The sequence below is a fragment of the Asanoa ishikariensis genome (assembly GCF_900107455.1).
GTDB lineage: Bacteria > Actinomycetota > Actinomycetes > Mycobacteriales > Micromonosporaceae > Asanoa > Asanoa ishikariensis.
The window spans coordinates 881,428-901,718 of record NZ_FNQB01000002.1; the positions used below are offsets into that span (position 1 = coordinate 881,428).

Annotated in this window: 9 protein-coding genes; 7 read left to right on the plus strand and 2 right to left on the minus strand. The window is 72.9% G+C overall.

Translation table 11 applies throughout. The features are described 5' to 3' along the window. The first annotated feature begins 1 nt into the window (after window position 1). From BLV39_RS18445 to BLV39_RS44825, 4 genes are read left to right on the plus strand one after another with little or no spacing between them, the layout of a single operon-like run. Window positions 2–3,109, plus strand: coding sequence for an FtsX-like permease family protein (locus BLV39_RS18445; RefSeq protein WP_090793772.1), 3,108 nt, complete (start codon window positions 2–4; stop codon window positions 3,107–3,109). Beyond that, window positions 3,106–6,138 (plus strand): ABC transporter permease family protein, encoded by a 3,033-nt coding sequence (locus BLV39_RS18450; RefSeq protein WP_090793775.1) that lies wholly within the window; start codon window positions 3,106–3,108, stop codon window positions 6,136–6,138. The genes BLV39_RS18445 and BLV39_RS18450 overlap by 4 nt, the downstream gene beginning before the upstream one ends. A gap of 6 nt (window positions 6,139–6,144) precedes the next feature. Beyond that, window positions 6,145–7,077, plus strand: a complete 933-nt coding sequence (locus tag BLV39_RS18455; protein WP_090793777.1) for a tetratricopeptide repeat protein — start codon at window positions 6,145–6,147, stop codon at window positions 7,075–7,077. A 4-nt stretch (window positions 7,078–7,081) separates the two neighbouring features. Then, a complete protein-coding gene (locus BLV39_RS44825; RefSeq protein WP_275414279.1) occupies window positions 7,082–8,896 on the plus strand; it encodes an arginase family protein in 1,815 nt (604 codons plus the stop codon). 45 nt (window positions 8,897–8,941) lie between these two features. On the opposite strand, the gene BLV39_RS18465 is transcribed toward BLV39_RS44825, so the two are convergent. Then, window positions 8,942–10,858 carry a penicillin-binding transpeptidase domain-containing protein gene (locus tag BLV39_RS18465; protein ID WP_239083853.1) on the minus strand — a complete coding sequence of 639 codons (1,917 nt, stop codon included), beginning with the start codon at window positions 10,856–10,858 and terminating at the stop codon, window positions 8,942–8,944. Window positions 10,859–11,040: 182 nt separating this feature from the next. On the opposite strand from BLV39_RS18465, the gene BLV39_RS18470 reads away from it, so the two are divergent. From BLV39_RS18470 to BLV39_RS18480, 3 genes are all read left to right on the plus strand, one after another. After that, window positions 11,041–16,035, plus strand: coding sequence for an NAD-glutamate dehydrogenase (locus BLV39_RS18470; RefSeq protein WP_090793783.1), 4,995 nt, complete (start codon window positions 11,041–11,043; stop codon window positions 16,033–16,035). Between the two features lie 208 nt (window positions 16,036–16,243). After that, window positions 16,244–18,373 carry a heavy metal translocating P-type ATPase gene (locus tag BLV39_RS18475; RefSeq protein ID WP_239083856.1) on the plus strand — a complete coding sequence of 710 codons (2,130 nt, stop codon included), beginning with the start codon at window positions 16,244–16,246 and terminating at the stop codon, window positions 18,371–18,373. A 14-nt stretch (window positions 18,374–18,387) separates the two neighbouring features. Then, window positions 18,388–19,059: a GNAT family N-acetyltransferase gene (locus BLV39_RS18480; RefSeq protein ID WP_090793788.1), complete on the plus strand. Its 672-nt coding sequence runs from the start codon at window positions 18,388–18,390 to the stop codon at window positions 19,057–19,059. A gap of 16 nt (window positions 19,060–19,075) precedes the next feature. On the opposite strand, the gene BLV39_RS18485 is transcribed toward BLV39_RS18480, so the two are convergent. Beyond that, on the minus strand, window positions 19,076–20,251 hold the full coding sequence (locus tag BLV39_RS18485) for an ROK family transcriptional regulator (protein ID WP_090793790.1): 1,176 nt from the start codon (window positions 20,249–20,251) through the stop codon (window positions 19,076–19,078). Window positions 20,252–20,291 lie beyond the last annotated feature (40 nt).

Consider the following 20,291-nt stretch of genomic DNA (forward strand, 5'->3'; position numbering starts at 1 on the left):
GATGTTCGGAGTCGTTCGGGGCGCGCTGCGGGCGCGCCGTGCACAGGCCGCCACGGTGCTCGTGCTCACCGGCCTCGCCGTGGCCGTCGCCGCCGCCGCGCCCTGGTACGTCCGAGCCGCGGAACGCTCGGTCGCGGTGGCCGATGTCGACGGTGCCCGTTCCAGCGAGCTGGTGGTGCGGATCGCCGGCCAGGTCGAGGGCGCGATCGCGGCCGGTGGCCGCGTGCGTCCGGGGGCCGACGTGGTCTCCGAGGTCGACCAGCAGGCCGGCGCTTTGGTCGACGTCCCCGGGGCCGACAGCACCGTGTCCCTGCGCGAGACCGGCGCGATTGTCTCTGAGTTGGCCCGGGTGAGCCTACGGGTGGTCTACCGCGACGACATGTGCGAGCACCTGGCGGTCGAGGGCACCTGCCCGCGCGCCGCCGGTGAGGTGCTGCTCAGCCGGCGCACCGCGCAGGCGCTCCAGGTGAAGGCCGGCGACAAGGTCGACTTCGTGCTGTCCTCACAGCCGCCGATCGAGTTCACCGTCGTCGGCATCTACCAGTTGTCGGATCCACTCGGCCAGTACTGGGCGCTGACCGACTTCGGCGGTTCGTCGGCACTCGACCCTGGCGCGGACGGGCCCGGCGACCCGGCCTTCGTCGGCTCCGACACCGTCGCGGCACTGCCGATCAAGGAGATCTCGGCCGACTACCACGTGCGGATCCCGCCCGGCATGTTCCTCGACGACCTCGCCGGGCTGCGTGCCGACCTCGCGCCGGTCGGCCGGGACAACGGCGCCTGGCGGGTCAACACCGACGCCGTCACGCTGGCCAACCGGATCGACCGGGAACGTGACCTCGTCAGCCTCGGCGTCGGCGTGGCGGCCGTACAACTGCTGGTGCTCTGCTGGTTCGGGCTGTTCTTCGCGGTCCGGCACACGGCCGAGCAGCGCCGGCCCGACATCGGCCTGCTGAAACTGCGTGGTGCCGCGCGGTGGCGGCTCTGGCACCTGGCGATCGCGCAGAGCGCGGTGCCGATGCTGTTCGGCGCGGTGATCGGTGCGGCCGCCGGGCTCGGTATGGCAAGGCTGGTCGCCGGCAACGTCCAGGAGACCGGCTCGGCCGCGATCCTGTCCGGCATCGCCGCGCTCGCGGCCCTGGCCGGCGCTGTGCTCGCGGCGGTCGCCGCGGACGCCGGCGGCATGCGCGCACCGGTGACCGACCTGCTCCGGCATGTGCCGTCCCGGCGCCGCGGCTGGCGGGCCGAGGTGGTCGACCTGGTCATCGTGCTGGTCGCCGCGGCCGGCCTCTACCAGAGCTACGCGACCTCGGTCGAGCGCGACGACACGACCGGCCTCTCGCTGCTCGCGCCCGCGCTGGTCGCGGTCCTCGTCGCGCTCGCCGCCGGCCGGCTGCTCACCCCGTTGGCCGGCCGGGTCGGCCGGCGCGCGCTGCGATCCGGCCGGGTCCCGGCGGCGCTCGGCGCCACCCAGCTCGCCCGGCGGCCGGGCACGCACCGCGTTTTCGCGTTGCTGGTCATCGCCGTCGCGCTGCTCGGCACCGCGATCGGCGGCTGGACCGCGGCCAGTGACAGCCGGGTCGAGCGGGCCCGCCACGAGCTCGGCGCCGACCGGGTGCTCACGGTCCAGGCCCGCAGCCGCGCACAGCTCGTCGCCGCCGTGCGTGCCGCCGACCCCGGCGGCCGGCAGGCGATGGCTGTGGTGCGCGGCCTCAACGGCCCCGCGACGGTGCTGCTCGCCGTCGACTCGGCCCGCTTCGCGGCGGTCGCCGACTGGCAGCCGGTGTACGGAGGCCCGCCGCCCGCCACCCTGGCCGACCTGCTCCACCCCGCGGCACCCGCCGCACTGTCCACCGCCGACGGCGAGCTGACCCTCGACGTCGAGGTCAAGCTGCTGCCCGCACCCCTGGCACCCTTGGAACCGGGCGACACCGGCGGTGCCGCGGGTGGTGCCGCCTCGGCCGTGGCCGAACCCCTGCTCGTCCTGCTGCACCTGATGGACCCGGCCGGCGACCAGATCACCGTGCGGTTCGGCCCGGTCAGCGGCCCGCGGGCCAGCTACACCGCGACGCTGAGCGGTTGCGGTGGCGGCTGCCGGGTGCTCGGCATCGAGCCGGTGAACCGCAACTTCGCCGGCCGCTCGGTGGTGCCGGAGCCGGGGACGACGGTCACCGTCTTCGGGCTCTCCGGTGCCGGCGGGCCGGTCCTGCCGCCCGCCGCACTCGCTGACGTATCGCGCTGGCGGGCCGGAGTCGGCGCCGACATGGTCGGCCCCAACCTGACCATGGCGGACGGCGCACTCACCATCACCGCCGTCCGCGCCGCGCGCGAGTCCGACCGGGCCACCCGGGTCTACGCCGTCGACGCGCCCGCGCCGCTGCCGGTGGTCTCCACCGACAACGCGCCGACACCGGCGGCCGGCGACCCCCGGCTGCCCGTCTTCGGGGGTGAGGACGTGCCGATCCGCAAGGTCGGTGTCGTAGGCACCCTGCCCACCGCCGGCCGGTTCGGCTACCTGATGGACCTGGAATACGCGGACCGGATCGCCGAGAACCCCGGCACCGAGGACGTGCCGCAGGTCTGGCTGACCGCCGACGCCGCACCCGACATCGTCGACCGGCTGCGGGCCGGCGGGGTGACCGTGATCTCCGACGAGACGTCGGCCAGGTTGACCGACCGGTTCGGCCGCGAGGCACCACCGGCCGCGTTGGGCTTCCAGCTCGTCGCCGCCCTCGCCGGACTGCTGCTCACCGCCGGCGCGTTCATCGTGGTGGCCGCCGTCGAACGCCCCGAACGGGCGGCCGAGCTCGCCGCGTTGCGCGCACAGGGCCTGCCACCGCGAGTCGTCAGCCGGGTCGCCTGGGGTGGTTACCTCGGGCTCGCATTGGCGGCGATCGCGCTCGGCATCGGCGCGAGCGCGCTGGCCCAGGCGGTCACCCGCCGGCCGATCCCGCTCTTCGTCGACGGCTGGAACGTGCTGCCGGTCGCCGCTGGCCCACAGTTCGTCCCGCTCGGCCTGGCCCTGCTCGGCGCGCTGCTGGTCGTCGGCACGGCCGGCGCGGCGGCCGCGACGCTGCTCGTCCGCGCGGTCGACGAGGAGTCCGCGTGATCGCTCTGGTGACCTTGATGCTCACGGCCCGCCGGGCGCAGGCGGCGCTGGTGGTGCTGCTCAGCGCGTTGGCCACGGCAGCGGCCGTGGCCGGCCCCGTCTACACGGCCGCGGTCGACCGGGCCTCGGCGGTCGCCGAGGTGGCCAACACCCCGCCGGCCGAGCGCACGGTGTCGATCCAGGCCGGGATCGACAGCACCCAGCGGGACCGGTTCGACGCGGTGGCCAACGACCTGGCCGAGCTGCCCCGGTTCGACACCGTGCTGACCGCGGTGGTGCCGGTGCTCGGCCTCGACAGCGAGCCGGGCGAGATCGCCTGGATGACGTTCCGTGACGGCCTCTGTGACCACGTGCGGATCGTCGCCGGGCGCTGCCTGATGGCGGCCGGTGAGGTCGTGGTCGGCGAGGCCACGGCCCACCGACTGGGCCTGACGCCCGGCCGGTCGGCCATGTTGAGCTGGGCCCGCTACGACAACATCAGCCGGACCTGGGTGATCGCCGGCCGGCCGGCCCCGACCACCGTCGTCGGCGTCTACCAGCCCGTCGACCGGGCCGAGCCGTACTGGGGGCGCAGCGGGTATTTCGCACCGACCGCGCCGGACACCACCGCGGAGCCGCTGTTCGCCGGGCGGCCGACGGTCGACGGGCTCGAGCACGACTCCGACAACCGCACTGTCGAGGCGATCCCCGGTCCGGGCGCGTTCGACGCCGACCACCTGCCGGAGCTGTCCGCCGCGCTCGACGAGCTGAGCGAGGACCTGGGCTCCAACGACGAGACGGCCCGCTTCGCTTCGCTCATCGACGAACTGCCCAACCTCTTCGAGCGCGTACGCCGTTCCGACCAGCTCACCCGCGAGCTGGTGCCGTTGGCCGGGCTGCCGCTGATCGGCCTGTGCTGGCTGGTCATCTTCGTCGCGGTGGCCGGCGCGACCGCCGCCCGCCGGCACGAGCAGGCGCTGATCGCGCTGCGCGGCGCGCCCAGGGTCGGCCGGTTCTGGCTCGCCGCCGGGGAGAGCGTGATCGCGATCGCGGTCGGTGCTCCGCTCGGCTACCTGGCCGGGACCCTGGCCACCCGGGCGGTCGCCAACGCCCGATTCGGCCCGATCCCCGTCTTCGACCTCACGCCGGCGCCGGGCGCGGTGTCCGCAGCCCTGATCGCGGTCGCCGGAGCGGTGCTGGTCGGGCTGCTCGCGCTCCGCCGTGACCTGGCCAGCCCGGTGGTCGACCTGCTGCGTCGGGTGCCGCCGCGGGGCGCCGCGTGGCGGACGATCGCGATCGACGCCGCCGCGGTCGTGCTCGCCGTGCTGGCCGCCGTGCAGCTTCGCGCGTTCGACGGGCAACTGCTCGGGCTCGGCCTGCTGGTGCCGGGGCTGATCGGCCTGGCGATCGCGGTGCTCACCGGCCGGCTGCTGGTGCCGCTCGCCGCCCGGCTCGGCCGCCGCGCGGTCCAGCGCGGCCGGCTCGGGCTCGCCCTCGGTGCCCTCCAGGTCGCCCGCCGGCCCGGCAGCCAGCGCCTGTTCGTGCTGCTGGCGGTCGCGGTCGCCGTGCTCGGCTTCGCCACCACCGCGGTCGACGTGGCCGACCAGGCGCGTGCCGACCGGGCCGCGGTGCAGACTGGCGCCATCCGCACGCTGACCGTGCCACCGACCGACTCGGGCACGCTGCGGGCCGCGGTGCGGGCGGTCGACCCGGACGGCCGGTTCGCGATGGCGGTCGGCACCCGGCAGGTGGTCGACGGGCCGCCGGTGCTCTTCGTCGACACCGCCGCCCTGCCTGACGTGGCGATCTGGCGGCCGGAGTACGGCGACCGCTCGCCCGCCGAGGTAGCCGACGAGTTGCGCCCACCGGCAGACGAACCGATCGTGGTCAAGGGCTCGGAGCTCGCTCTGACCGTGGACTATGCCGCGCCGGCGACGGTTGGCTCGGCACCACCGGCGACCCGCACGGAACTGCGGCTGACCGCGTTGCTGCGCCCACTGACCGGCGGCGCGCCGGTGCGCGCCGGCAGCGCCGAGATCGAGCCCGGCCGGCACACCTGGGAGCTGGCCAGCCAGGCCTGTGTCGACGGCTGCCGGCTGGCCGGGATCGAAGCGGTCTACGAGGCGGCCGGCGGTGAGGCGGCCGAGCTGTCGATCGTCTCCTTGGCCGCGCGCGCCGACCGGTCCCAGCCGTTCACCGACGTGGTGCCGGCTTTCACGACCGACAAGTGGCGGGCCGGCGACGACGCCAAGGTGACCGCGGAGGACGGTGGCGTGCACGTGGTCGTGCCCGGTGCGGTCATTCAGCCTCGGCCGACCGTGCTGCTGCCGGCCGGCACACCCGCCGACGTACCGGTGCTCAGCGGCGGCCCACCGCCCAAGTCCGGTGAGGCCGAGGGCGTCGACGGCAACGTGGTGGCGATCCGGCCGGTCGCGCAGGGTCGCGCACTGCCCCGGATCGGCACGGGCCTGCTGATGGACCTCGGGTACGCCGAGCGCCTCGCGACCGGCAACACCGACCTGGCCACCGCCGAGGTCTGGCTCGGGTCGGCGGCTCCGCCCGACATCGAGCAGCGGTTGGCCGAGCGGGGACTAGTGGTGATCGGCCGGGACTCGATGACGGCGGCCGCCGACCGGCTCGACGGGCGTGGCCCGGCGCTCGCGGTCTGGTTCCACCTGCTGGCCGGCGGGGTCGCGGTGCTGCTCGCCGCGTGCGGCATGTGGCTGATGGCGGCCGTCGACCGCCGGCGGGTCCTCGACGACATGGTCGCCCTGCGACGGCAGGGACTCGCGGCGCGTACCGGCGGAAGCTGGGTGCTCTGGGCCTATCTGCCGGTCGCCGTCGCGGCCGTGGTCACCGGTTTGGTGGCGGCCGTCATCGCCTGGGCGGTCGTCGGCCGGTATGTCCCGTATTTCGTCGATGATGACTTCGCGCTCGCGGCGCCGACCTGGCCCGGGCCCATCGCGATCGCCCTGCCGGCGGTAGCAGCGGCCCTGCTATTCACCACGGTGGCGGTCGGTCTGCGTCGCGCGCTGCGCGTGCGAGACTAGGGAACCATGAGCGAACCACGGACCTCTCCGTCGATCTTCACCCGCGGTGCGGTCGATCTCGGCGCACTGCGGCCGTCCGGATCACCGTCCCCGGCGGCCGGTGCTGGTGCGGGCGGGCCGGCCGGACCACCGGCCGAGCAACCCGCGTTCTCACCCTCCGGCGGCGGCAACGCGGCCGTGATCGAGGTGACCGAGGCGACCTTCCAGACCGAGGTCCTCGAACGTTCCATGACGACACCCGTGGTGATCGACTTCTGGGCCGAGTGGTGTGAGCCCTGCAAGCAGCTCTCCCCGGTGCTGGAGAAGCTCGCGATCGAGGGCGCCGGCGCCTGGATCCTGGCCAAGATCGACGTTGACGCCAACCAGCGGCTCGCGCAGATGTTCCGGGTGCAGGGCATCCCGATGGTCTTCGCCGTGGTCGGTGGCCAGCCCGTCGACGCGTTCTCCGGCGTCGTGCCCGAGGCGCAGCTCCGCCAGTGGATCGGCGCGGTGCTCAAGGCCGGCGGCGTCGAGGTCGAGGCACCGGCCGACCCGCGGCTCGAGTCCGCCGACGACGCGCTGATGGTCGGCGACCTCGACGCGGCCGAGGCGGCCTACAAGAAGATCCTGTTCGAGGCGCCGGCCGACGCGGCCGCCGAGGCCGGGCTCGCCCAGGTCGGCCTGTTCCGGCGGGTGCAGGGCGTCGACGCGGCGGCAGCGCTGACCGCGGCGTCCGCGGCCCCCGACGACCTCGAGGCCCAGATGCTCGCGGCCGACGTCGAGGTGCTCGGCGGCGAGGCCGAGCGTGCCTACAAGAGACTGGTCGACCTGGTCCGGCGCAGCGTCGGCGACGACAAGGAGACAGTCCGCAAGCATCTGGTGACGTTGTTCACGATCGCCGGACCCGACGACCCGGCGGTCTCCGCGGCCCGCCGGGCCCTGGCAAGCGCGCTGTTCTGAGCCGGTGAGCGCCGTGCGCCGGATCGCACTCCTGGACGCGCCGTCGAACCTGGGCCTACGACCGCCCACGCCGACGTCAACTCCTGGCTGCGCCAAGGCGCCCGGCGCTCTCCGCGACCACGGCCTGCTGGGCCGGCTGGTCGCCCGCGACGCGGGCTGCCTGACCCCACCGAGGTACGACCCGGGCGACTGGCGACCCGGCGACGGGGTCTGCCACGCCGACGCGATCGCCGCGTACTCGGTGGCCTTGGCCGGTCGCATCGGCGCGATCATCGACGCCGACGAGTTCCCGGTGGTCCTCGGCGGCGACTGCTCCATCCTGCTCGGCTCGGCCCTGGCCATGCACCGCCTCGGCGAGGCGGTCGGCGGCCGGATCGGCCTCGTCTTCGTGGACGGGCACTCCGACTTCCGGCACCCCGGCAACGCCTCCTATGTCGGCGCGGCGGCCGGCGAGGACCTGGCCCTGGCGACCGGTCGCGGCCAGGCCGAGCTGGCCGCCATCGAAGGCCGAAGACCCTACTTCCGCGACATCGACGTGGTGGTGCTGGGCATCCGCGCCCAGGACGAGTACCGGCTGGACCTCCAGGCCGCCGGCATCCTGACCCGCCCGGTGCCGGCCCTGCGCGCCGAGGGCGCGGCACGCTCCGCGCAGTGGGCACGCGACCAACTCGCCGACTGCGCGGGCTACTGGGTGCACGTCGACGTCGACGTCCTGGACCCGGCCGTGATGCCCGCGGTCGACGCGCCCGATCCGGGTGGGATCGCCTTCACCGAGCTCGAGCTGCTGATCGCCGGCCTGGTCGACACCCCGCACTGCCTGGGCATCGAGCTCACCGTCTTCGACCCGGACTACGACCCGGACGGCGCGTACGCGGCCGAGATCGTGAGCTCCCTTGTCGCCGGTCTGGCTCCGATCCGCGCGGCCGCCTCCGCTTCGACCAGGTCACCGCTGGCCTTCACCCAACGCCGCCGCCCGGCGCCCGACGCTGACCGGTTCCGCCCGCCGCTGACGGCCGTCGAACCCGACCCGGAGCCGGCTGCGGTGGCCGTCCTCGCCCCGGTCGTCGAGCCGCCGGCCCCGTCGGAGCCGGAGCCGGAGCCGGTGGAAGAGCCTGAAGAGGTGGTGGCGCCGGCCGCCGAGGAGGAGAGCCCGTCTCCCGAGCGGAAGAAGCCCACGATCGGGCGCCAACGCCGGTCCGCCTTCGACGTGATCCCCGGCGACGCCGGCAAGCGCCGTTCGGCGGCCGACATCCTGGCCGCGCCGCTCGGCGGCGACTCGACCGGTCCGGGCCGCCTACGCCGCACCACCGACGGCGAGGCCGTCCGGTCCGGCGGCCTGCGGCGCGCTACCGACGGCGATGCCGCCACTGACGTCCGTCCGGGCGGCCTGCGGCGCGCTACCGACGGCGAGGCCGTTCGGTCCGGCGGCCTGGGGCGCGCTACCGACGGCGATGCCGCCGCTGACGTCCGTCCGGGTGGCCTGGGGCGCGCTACCGACGGCGAGGCCGCCACTGATGTCAGGCCGGGCGGCCTGCGGCGCGCTGCCGACGGTGAGGCCGCCGCTGACGTCCGTCCGGGTGGCCTGCGCCGCAGGCCCGCGGCGGACGGCGATGCCGTGCCCACCGATGTGCGGCCGGGCGGCCTGCGCCGTAAGGATTCGCCGGCCGACGCCGACGCCGACGCCGTCACGACCGACGCGCGGCCGGGCGGGCTTCGCCGGAAGACGTCACCCGATGACGGGGACGCGGTCGCGCTGGACGTCCGGCCGGGTGGCCTGCGCCCCGATACCGACGAGCCGCCGGCCGCGGACGAGGGCTAGGCGTCGGCCCTCGCTTCCTGCCGATGATCATCGGAGGAAGACTCGTCAGTGCAGGGCGCGGATGAAGCGTTCCGCGGCCGGGACCGCCGTCGTGCCGCTGCCGCCGCCGTTCTCGACGAAGACCGCGAACGCGATGTCGCCCTGCCAGCCCACGAACCAGGCGTGCGTGTGCTCCGGGTTGTCGTCGAACTCCGCCGTGCCTGTCTTGCCGGACACCGCGCCGCCCGGCACGTCCTTGAGGGCCGTCGCCGTCCCCGACGTGACCACCTGCCGCATCATCGACTTCAGTGGTCCGAGCGCGTCGGCCTTCAACGCAGAACCGTCGCCGGCACCCGGCCGGTCCGACAGGACCTTCGGCGTCACCGCCGCGCCCTTCGCCACCGACGCCGTCGCGGATGCCATCGACAACGGCGACACCAGCGTCGTGCCCTGGCCGAAGGCCGCCGCCGCCCGCTCCGCCGCCGAGCCGCCGGTCGACACCTTGCCGCTGAACGCGTCGACGCCCAGGTCCCACTTGGCCTCCAGGCCGAGCGCCCGGCCGGCCGCCGCCAGGCCGTCGTCGCCGAGGGAGGGCGCGAGAGACGCGAACGCCGTGTTGCACGACTTGGCGAAGTCGACCTGGAACGGCACCTTGCCGAGGGCGAAGTTCTCCGAGTTCTTGAACGACCGGCCGTCGACGGTGAAGGTCTTCGGGCAGTCGACCGCCGTCGACGCGGTGACCTTGCCGCTCTCCAGCAGGCCGTAGCCGCTGACCACCTTGAACGTCGAGCCCGGCGGGACTTGCGCGGTGAACGCCAGGTTCTCGCCGCTGCCGCCGTCGGGGCCGTTGGCGGCCGCGAGCACCGCGCCGTCGCTGACCCGCACGGCCACGAGCGCGGACCGCTGCTTGAGGCCCGCCAGGGCGGTGTCGGCGGCGTTCTGCACCGAGACGTCGAGCGTGGTCTTCACCGGCGTGCCGGGCTTGGCCTCCGACCGCCACAGCTCCTCGCCGTCGGTGACCTCGCCGTCCGGGCCCTTGTTCGCGATCACGACGGAGACGCCGGGCGTACCCCGTAGCTGCTTGTCGAGCGCACCCTGGAGGCCGCCGTGGCCGACCAGGTCACCCGCGGCGACCTCGTCCGGCCGTTTGTCGATGTCTTCCTTGAGCGCCGGGTCGGCCGAGCCGAGCAGCGCGCGGGCGAACGCCCTGGTCGGGGCCAGGTCGCGCTTCTCCTCGCGGAACCGGGTGCCCTCCAAAGGCTGGATCTTGGATCGGATCTGCAGGTACGCGTCCCGGCGCAGCGACACGACCTCGAGGAACTGCTCCGGATCCTCCGCCGAGGTGATCCGCTTAGGCAGGTCCGACACGTCGATCTTGGGCAGTGCGGGCCGCACCGACTTGAACGCCGAGTCCAACGCCCGGGCGATGCCCGCGGGGTCGTCGACGCCAGCCGGCTCGACGCCGACCACGACCACGTCGCGGGGCTCGACGATCGGCTTGCCGGCGCCGTCCAGGATGCCGGCCCGTTCCGGTCGTTGGCGCCGCAGCGCGAGCTGGTCGCCGCTCTTGAGCTTGGCGTTGAGGATCGCCGGCTCCCAGATCACCGACCAGACGTCGTCGTTGCCCTGGATCAGCCGGACCGTGGACGGATAGGTCCAGTGCGTGCCGCCCGGCAGCGTCCAGTCGAGGGTGATGGCCGCGGTCGCGCTGCCCTCGACCTCCTTCGGGTCGCCGTCCCGGCGTACCGCCGGCGGGGTCTTGAAAAGCTCCCCGGACAGCTCCTTGAGCGCCGTCGTGACCTCGGTGGCGGCGACCTTGGAACCGGTCGGCTCGACGAACGCGATCTGGCTGAGGTCGCCGGACTTCCACGCGGACAGGAACCCGTCGACGGCGTCGTCGGGACCAGGGTCGCTGGAACATCCGGCCAGGCCGGCCGCGACGAGCGCCAGCCCGGCCAGCAGCGCAGTGGGACGTCTTGTCATCGACCGACGCATGGCAACAATCCTTCCCCCGGAAACATCAGGGACCCTAGTACGCGACGCAAAACGGGTATGAGCACCAGTACTCAGGAAGGCCCGATCCGACGCGGAACCTTTACCGGGACCGCCGTACGCTGACGGGATTGGGCCCCACAACGTGGTGGGTTTCGAGGGGAGTGGCACCGATGGACCGGCGTCCCACGCGTACGTCGCAGAGCACGGCACGGACCCGCGGCGGTGCGCGCCGCCTAGACCGGCCGGACCTGACCGAGGAGTACGACACCGCGCTAGACGACGACGCCGATGTCGTCGCGCCTGTCGGAGCCGGCACGGCCACCGCGACCGCGACCGCCGACGACGGTGACGAGAGCGAGCTCGACGAGCCGGTGCCCAACGCCGAGCGGCTGGTCGCCGAGGCGGTCACACTGGCCGGCCCGGGCAGTCCGGAAGCGGCCCTGGTGGCCCGATTCTGGCGGTTCGCTCCCGACGAGGAGCTGGTCGGCTGCACCGCGCAGGAGATGGCCGACGCCGTCGAAAGCCACCGCGACCTGGCCGAACAGCGGATGCCGGGGCAGCTCAAGCTGCGGATCACCGACCCGGTAGCCGACCTGCCACACACCGTGATCGAGATCGTCATCGACGACATGCCGTTCCTGGTCGGCTCGGTCACCGCCCTGCTCACCGGCCGGCACCTGGACGTCCACCTGCTCGTGCACCCGCTGGTCGTGGTCCGCCGCGAGCCGATGGGCAAGCTGGTCGAGGTGGCCGCCGAGGTCGAGCCCGACGACGCCATCGACGGCGACATCGTGGAGAGCTGGATGCGCGTCGAGATCGACGCGATCCGGCACGCCTCCGAGCGTGAACAGCTCGAACGCGAGCTCGTGCGGGTGCTGACCGACGTACGCGAGGCGGTCGAGGACTGGCCCAAGATGCGGCAGAAGGCCCTCGCGATGGCCGACGAGCTGTCCGCCACCCGCACCACCGACTCCCGCCCGCCGGTGCCGGAGAAGGACATCACCGACTCGGTCGAGCTGCTCCGCTGGCTGGCCCACGAGCACTTCACGTTCCTCGGCTACCGGGAGTACCGGCTGGTGCCGGGCGACGGCGGCGAGCAGCTCCTCGCCGCCCAAATGGGCACCGGGCTCGGCATCCTGCGCCAGGACCAGACCACCCCGCTGGCCTTGAGTGCTCTGCCGCCCGAGGCGCGGGCCAAGGTGCTGGAGAAGCGGCTGCTGATCATCACCAAGGCCAACTCCCGGGCCACGGTGCAGCGCTCCGCGTACCTCGACTACATCGGTTTCAAGGTCTTCGACGACAAGGGTGAGGTGATCGGCGAGCGCCGGTTCCTCGGCCTGTTCTCCAGCGCCGCCTACCGCACCAGCGTGCGCGAGCTGCCGGTGGTGCGCCGCAAGGTCGCCGAGGTGTTCGACCGCTCCGGGCTCTCGCCGCGCAGCCACTCCGGCAAGGATCTGCTCCAGATCCTGGAGACGTACCCGCGCGACGAGCTCTTCCAGATCAAGACCGATGACCTCTACCGCGCGGTGATCGGCGTGCTGCGGATGGCCGGGCGGCGCCAGCTCCGGGTGTTCGTCCGCCGCGACGGCTACGGCCGGTTCATCTCGTGCCTGATCTACCTGCCCCGCGACCGGTTCACCACGCACAACCGGCTGCGCATGCAGGAGATCCTGCTGCGCCGGTTCAACGGCGTCGGGCTGGACTACACGACCCGGGTCACCGAGTCGCTGCTGGCCCGGGTGCACGTGGTCGTGCGGACCGACCCGACCAACCCGCCCGGCGTCGTCGACATCGACGCGCTGGCCGAGGAACTGGCGGACGCCACCCGGCTCTGGGACGACGACTTCAACCTGATGCTCGGCCGCAAACTCGGCGACGAGCAGGGCAAACAGCTCTTCGCGCGGTACGCGGGCGCGTTCCCGGACGGCTACAAGGAGGAGAACAGCCCGTACGAGGCGTTCAAGGACCTGGCCAAGCTGGAGCTGCTGGAAGAGCCCGGCCAGCTCGAGATGCACCTGTTCCGGAAGAACCGCGACGACCTCGACGTGCGGTTCAAGGTCTTCCGGTACGGCGAGCCGATGGTGCTCTCCGCCGTGCTGCCGGTGCTGCACTCGCTGGGCGTGCGGGTCGCCGACGAGCGGCCGTACGAGGTCGAGCGGGCCGACGGCACCGTCTACCTCTACGACTTCGGCCTGGAGCTGCCCGACGGCCAGACGCTGCCGACCGCGGTCCGGCCCCATGTGGAGAACGCTTTCGCGGCGGCCTGGCGCGGTGAGGCCGAGGTCGACGGCTTCAACCAGCTCGTCCTGCTGGCCGGGCTGACCTGGCGGCAGGCGGTGATCCTGCGGGCGTACGCGAAGTACCTGCGCCAGGCGGGCACGGTCTTCTCGCAGGACTACATGGAGTCGACCTTCGTCGCGTACCCGGAGATCGCGACCCGGCTCGTCGAGCTGTTCGAGGTGCGCTTCTCTCCTCGGCTGGCGCTGGACGAGCCCGAGCGTGCCGAGCGCGCGGCGACGCTGGTCGACGAGATCGGCAAGCGCCTCGACGACGTGAACAGCCTCGACCAGGACCGGATCCTGCGGTCCTACCTGACGCTGATCCAGGCGACCCTGCGCACCAGCTTCTTCCAGCGGGGCAGCGACGGACGACCGAAGTCGTACGTGGCGTTCAAGCTCGACCCGCAGGCGGTGCCGGACCTGCCGGCGCCGCGGCCTCGTTTCGAGATCTTCGTGTACTCGCCTCGGTTCGAGGGTGTGCACCTGCGGTTCGGGCCGGTCGCTCGGGGCGGGCTGCGCTGGTCCGACCGGCGTGAGGACTTCCGCACCGAGGTGCTCGGGCTGGTCAAGGCGCAGATGGTGAAGAACGCCGTGATCGTGCCGGTGGGCGCCAAGGGCGGCTTCGTTCTCAAGCAGAAGCCGGGCGACCGTGACGAGGCGGTCATCTGCTACAAGCTGTTCATCACCGCGCTGCTGGACGTCACGGACAACATCGTCGGTGGCGACATCAAGCACCCCACGGATGTCGTACGCCATGACGGCGACGACCCCTACCTGGTGGTGGCCGCGGACAAGGGCACGGCGACGTTCTCCGACCTCGCCAACGCGATCTCGGTGGCGCACGGGTTCTGGCTGGGTGACGCGTTCGCGTCGGGCGGCTCGGCCGGCTACGACCACAAGAAGATGGGCATCACCGCCCGCGGTGCGTGGGAGTCGGTCAAGCGGCACTTCCGCGACCTGGGCACCGACATCCAGACCACCGACTTCACCGTGGTCGGCGTCGGCGACATGTCCGGCGACGTGTTCGGCAACGGGATGCTGCTCTCGCCGCACATCCGGCTGGTGGCCGCGTTCGACCACCGGCACATCTTCCTGGATCCGTCCCCGGTCGCTTCCTCGTCGTTCGCCGAGCGGCGCCGGCTGTTCGACCTGCCGCGCTCGTCGTGGGCCGACTACGACGCTTCGCTGATCTCGTCCGGTGGCGGGATCTTCGCTCGTACCCTCAAGTCGATCCCGATCTCCCCGCAGGTCCGGGACGCGCTGGGGCTGGGCGAGGAGGTCACCGCCATGTCTCCGTCGGACCTGCAGAAGGCGATCCTGCAGGCGCCGGTCGACCTGCTGTGGAACGGCGGCATCGGCACGTACGTCAAGGCCACGTCGGAGACGCACGCCGAGGTCGGCGACAAGTCCAACGACGCGATCCGGGTCAACGGCAAGCAGGTGCGCGCGCGGGTCGTGGGCGAGGGCGGCAACTTGGGCCTGACCCAACTCGGCCGCATCGAGTACGCGGTGCGCGGCGGCCGGGTCTACACGGACTTCATCGACAACAGCGCCGGCGTCGACTGCTCCGACCACGAGGTCAACATCAAGATCCTGCTGGGCGGCGCGGTAGCCGACGGCGAACTGACCGTGCCCGACCGCGACGCGCTGCTGGCCGAGATGACCGACGAGGTCGCCGACCTCGTGCTGCGCGACAACTACAGCCAGGCCACCGCGCTCGGTACCGCGATCGTCCAGGCCGAGTCGCTGCTGCCGGTGCACCGCCGGCTGATCACCGACATGGAACGCTCGGGGCTGCTCGACCGTTCTTTGGAGGGCCTGCCCACCGACGAGGAGCTGGCGACGCGCCCCGGCGGCCTGACCGCGCCGGAGTTCGCGGTGCTGCTCGCGTACGTGAAGATCGACCTCGAAAACCAGGTGCTCGCGGACCCGCTGGTCGACGAGCAGTGGACCTTCGAGGTGCTGGCGGACTACTTCCCGACCCCGCTGCGCGCCGCGTACGCGGACCGGATGGCCAGCCACCGCCTGCGCCGCGAGATCGTCACCACGTCGCTGGTCAACGAGGTCGTCAACCGCGGCGGCACGTCCTTCGTCTACCGCGCGATGGAGGAGACCGGAGCATCGGCCGCCGACGTCATCCGGGCGTTCGTGGTGGCCAGGGAGATCTACGGCCTGCGCCGGATCTGGGAGTCGGTGGAGGCACTGGACAACTCGGTGCCGACGGTCGCGCAGACGAAGGTCTACCTGGAGCTGCGCCGGTTGCTCGACCGTGCGGTCCGCTGGCTGGTCACCAACCGCCGCTCGCCGCTGGACGTGACGGGCGAGATCGCCCGCTTCGCGGCGGTGTCGGACCTGCTCGGCGAGCTCGACACGAGGTTCGTGGGTGCCGAGCGCGAGTCGCTGCTGTCGCACATGGAAGAGGTCGAGGCGCGCGGCATGCCGGCGAGCCTGGCAACGGCGATAGCCCGGGTGATGTACGGCTTCGGCCTGATCGACGTGGTCGAGACGGCCCGGGTCACCGCCCGCGCCCCGGGCGACGTGGCACAGGTGTATTTCGTCCTGAGCGACCGGCTGCGGGTCGACGCACTGCTGTCGAAGATCTCGCTGCTGCCACGCGAGGACCGCTGGCAGACCCTGGCCCGGATGGCGCTGCGCTACGACCTCTACGCGGCCCTGGCCGCGCTGACGGCAGGCATCCTCCAGTCCACACCGGACGGATCGCCGGTCGAGGAACGGGTGGAAGCCTGGGAGGCAGCCAACGCCACGGCGGTTGGTCGGGCCGAACGCGCGATCAACGAGTTCGGCGAGTCGAACGCGGACCTGGCCGCCCTGTCGGTCCTGTTACGCCAGATCCGCCAGTTGGTCCGCCAGTCCTCCGCGAACTGATAGCCGGCCGCGGCGACCGCCTTCCCGGCGGTCGCCGCCGCCCGTTGTTCCCCCTTTAGCCCGTTTCGCTTAACTTTCTCAGGGATCGCCGGGACCACCTCTTGCTTGACTTCATACCCCCCAGGGGTACTCTCGGGGCATGGGGATACCTCCCGGGGGTAAGGTGGGCGGCGTGGTGGAGAACCGGATCGAGTTGGCGATCGGGGGGATGACCTGCGCGTCCTGTGCCAGCCGGATCGAGAAGAAGCTCAACCGGCTCACCGGGGTCACGGCATCCGTCAACTACGCCACCGAGACCGCGACCGTGTCCGCTCCCAGCACCGTCTCCGTTGACGATCTGATCGAGACCGTCAAGAAGACCGGTTACACCGCTGAGCCGGCTCCCTCGCCGTTCGAGGCCGCCACCACGACCAACGACGAGGCGCGCGACGAGACCCGGGAGCTTCGCGACAAGGTCGTGGTTTCCGCCCTGCTCGCCGTACCCGTGATCATCCTGGCGATGGTCCCCGCCTGGCAGTTCACCTACTGGCAGTGGCTCTCGCTCACCCTGGCCGCGCCCGTCGTGGTCTGGGGTGGCGCCGCCTTCCACCGGGCCGCCTGGGTCAACCTGCGGCACGGCGCCGCGACCATGGACACCTTGATCTCGATCGGCACCCTGGCCGCGCTCGGTTGGTCCCTCTGGGCCCTGTTCTTCGGCATGGCCGGCGAGCCAGGGGTCCGGCACGGGTTCGAGCTCACCCTCGAACGCGGCGCCGGCACCGACTCGATCTACCTCGAGGTCGCCGCCGGTGTGACCGTGTTCGTGCTGGCCGGCCGCTATTTCGAGGCGCGGGCCAAGCGTCGCGCCGGTGCCGCGCTCAAGGCCCTCGCCGACCTCGGCGCCAAAGAGGTCACCATCCTGAGAGCGGACGGCCAGGAGGTGACCAGACCGGTCGCGGAGCTTCGCAAGGGCGACCGCTTCGTCGTGCGGCCCGGCGAGAAGATCGCCACCGACGGCGTGGTCGACGAAGGCGCCTCCGCCGTCGACCAGAGCCTGCTCACCGGCGAGTCCGTGCCGATCGAGGTGACACCTGGCGACCCGGTCGCGGGCGGCACCGTCAACGCCGACGGGCGTCTCGTCGTCACCGCGACCAAGGTCGGGGCCGAGACCCAACTCGCGCACATCGCCCGGCTGGTCAGTCAGGCGCAGAGCGGCAAGGCCGAGGTCCAGCGGCTGGCCGACCGGATCTCCGGGGTGTTCGTCCCGATCGTCCTGGTGCTCGCCGCCGGCACGTTCGGCTACTGGTGGGGCACCGGCGGCGGCCTGGCCGCCGCGTTCACCGCCGGCATCGCGGTGCTGATCATCGCCTGCCCGTGCGCTCTCGGGCTGGCCACGCCGACGGCCCTGCTCGTGGGCACCGGGCGCGGTGCGCAGCGCGGCATCCTGATCAAGGGGCCGGAGGTGCTGGAGTCGACCCGCACTGTCGACACCATCGTGCTCGACAAGACCGGCACGGTGACGACAGGCAAGCTCGCGGTGGTCGAGACGGACGGGCCCGAAGAGCTCCTCCGGTACGCCGCCGCGGTCGAGGCCGGCTCCGAGCACCCGATCGGCCGCGCCATCGTCGCCGCCGGACCAAAAGCACTGCCGCCGGTCACCGACTTCCGCTCGACGCCCGGCCGTGGGGTTCGCGGCATCGTCGAGGGGCACGAGGTGCTGGTGGGCCGGGCCGAGTTCACCGGCACTGAAGCCACCGAGAACCTGACCGGGCACACGGTGGTCACCGTCGCGATCGATCAGCGCGTACGCGGCCGCCTCGTGCTCGCCGACGAGATCCGGCCCAGCAGCCGGGACGCGGTCGCGGAGCTACGCCGGCTCGGCCTGCGGCCGGTGCTGCTGACCGGCGACAACACCGCCGCCGCCCAGGAGGTGGCAAAGGCGGTCGGGATCACCGAGGTGATCGCCGAGGTGCTGCCGGCCGACAAGGTCGACACGGTCAAGCGGCTCCAGGACGAGGGCCGCGTGGTCGCCATGGTCGGCGACGGCGTCAACGACGCGGCCGCGCTGGCCCAGGCCGACCTCGGGCTGGCGATGGGCGCGGGCACGGACGCGGCGATCGAGGCCGCCGACCTGACGCTGGTCCGCGACGACCTGATCGCCGCCGGCGACGCGATCCGGCTGTCCCGGCGCACGCTGCGGGTCATCAAGGGAAACCTGTTCTGGGCCCTGGCCTACAACGTCGGCGCGCTACCGTTGGCCGCGGCGGGACTACTCAATCCGATGATCGCGGGTGCCGCCATGGCACTCTCGTCGGTGTTCGTGGTATCCAACAGCCTTCGGCTACGACGCTTCCACTGACCTGGAGGTCCCGGGTGCTCGACACGCGCCTCTACCACCATCTGGTGACCTGGTTGGGCCAATGGCCCACCAAGCAGGCGCTACAGGTCGTCGGCTTCGAGAGACGGCTGCGCCCGGCCTGGGACGGCGCCATCCGTCCGGCGGTCGGCATCGGCGCGCCCGAGGGCGTGCTGCTGTCGGTGCCGCCGCAGCGGGTCGAGACCGTCCGGGCACTGGCCGACCTGCCGATGCCGGACCTGCTCGACAAGCTTCCGGGCGCGGTCGGCTACGACGGTTGGCGTGCCTCCGGCGCCGTCTTCCGCTGGACGACCGCGCCGACGCCGCTGCCCGACGCGGGGGAGTGGGTGCCCGTCGACGACCCGGTGGTGCCGGGGTGGCTGCGCCCGTTCGGCGGCGAGGTGCTGATCGCCCGCGACGAGGCGGGCCGCTACCTGGCCGGCGTCGGGATCAAGCGGCACGACCAGTACGGCAACGAGCTCGCGGTGGGCACCGAAACCGCCGCCCGCGGCCAGGGGCTGGCGCGCCGGCTGGTCGCCCAGGCGGCGCGCCGGATCCTGGACGAAGGTGCGGTGCCGACCTACCTGCACGACCCGGAGAACCTCGCGTCCTCGAAGGTCGCCGAGGCGGCCGGCTTCCCCGACCTGGGCTGGGTCGGCTACGGGGTGTTCGGGCCGGAAGGTCGATAACCCGGAAGGTCGATACCTACGAGGTGGTCGAGCCGAAGACGTCGTCGCGGACGGCGTCCAGGGCCGTCAGCAGCGCGCCCCGCAGCACCGGCTCCTCGTCGACCTGGGTGACCACGACCTTCGGCGAGACCAGCGTGATCGCGGCCACCTCGTGCTGCACCCGCTCGGCCAGGGCGGTGCCACCGGCCTGGCCGACCTCGCCGGCCAGCACCACCAGCGGCGGGTCGAGCACCACACAGGTGCTGGCCACACCGAGTGCCAGCCGCCGGGCGATCTCGTCGAGGGCCGGCCCGCCCTCGGTGCCCGCCGCGATGGTCGCGCGGATCGCGTCGGCCGCCGAGCCGCCGCGGAAGCCGTGCTCGCGGGCCACCGCGCGGAGCGCCGCGGCGCCGGCGAGCTGGCCGAACGGCGGCTGGGAACGGCGTGACTGGTCGCGGTTGACCGCGACGCCCGGCACCGGCAGGTAGCCGATCTCGCCGGCCGCGCCGCTGCTGCCGTGGTGCAGCCGGCCGCCGAGCACGATCGCGAGACCGACGCCGACCCCCGCCCAGACCAGCACGAAGTCGTCGACGCCGGCGGCCGCGCCGAACTCGGCCTCGGCGCAGGCGGCCAGGTTGGTGTCGTTCTCGAAGACGACCGGGGTGTGCAGGTCCTCGCGGAGCGCGGCGAGCAGGCCGCGGTGCCAGCGGGGCAGGTTGAACGCGAAGGTGATGTCGCCGGAGCCCGGGTCGACCAGACCCGGCGTGCCCAGCACTACCCGCCGCACGCTGGCCAGCGGGGCGTGCGCGTCGCTGGCCGCCTGCATGACCGCCTCGTGCACGACACCCACCGGGTCGTCGGTGTCCTTGGTGGACATCTCGACCTGGCCGATGGTCTTGCCGGTGATGTCGGCGCAGGCCGCGACGACCCGGTCGGCGGAGACGTCGACGCCGACCACGTACGCGCTGCTCGGCCGGACGGCATAGAGCTGCGCGTTGGGGCCGCGGCCGCCGGCCTGTTCGCCGACCCGGGTGACCAGGCCGCGCTCTTCCAACCGCTCGACGAGCTGCGAGGCGGTCACCTTGGACAGGCCGGTGAGCTCACCGAGTTGGGCCCGGGTGAGCGGGCCACGCGTGAGCAAAAGCTCCAGTGCGGCGCGGTCGTTCAGCGCGCGCAACAGGCGCGGGGTACCGGGCAGGCGGGTCGACCCCATGCGACATCCTCTAGCAATAAGGAATCTTTACTAATACATT

Coding starts and splice junctions, on each gene's coding strand:
- BLV39_RS18465 (WP_239083853.1), bottom strand. CDS start 10,858: ATGACAAGACGTCCCACTGCGCTGCTGGCCGGGCTGGCGCTCGTCGCG.
- BLV39_RS18475 (WP_239083856.1), top strand. CDS start 16,244: ATGACCTGCGCGTCCTGTGCCAGCCGGATCGAGAAGAAGCTCAACCGG.
- BLV39_RS18455 (WP_090793777.1), top strand. CDS start 6,145: ATGAGCGAACCACGGACCTCTCCGTCGATCTTCACCCGCGGTGCGGTC.
- BLV39_RS18445 (WP_090793772.1), top strand. CDS start 2: ATGTTCGGAGTCGTTCGGGGCGCGCTGCGGGCGCGCCGTGCACAGGCC.
- BLV39_RS18485 (WP_090793790.1), bottom strand. CDS start 20,251: ATGGGGTCGACCCGCCTGCCCGGTACCCCGCGCCTGTTGCGCGCGCTG.
- BLV39_RS18470 (WP_090793783.1), top strand. CDS start 11,041: ATGGACCGGCGTCCCACGCGTACGTCGCAGAGCACGGCACGGACCCGC.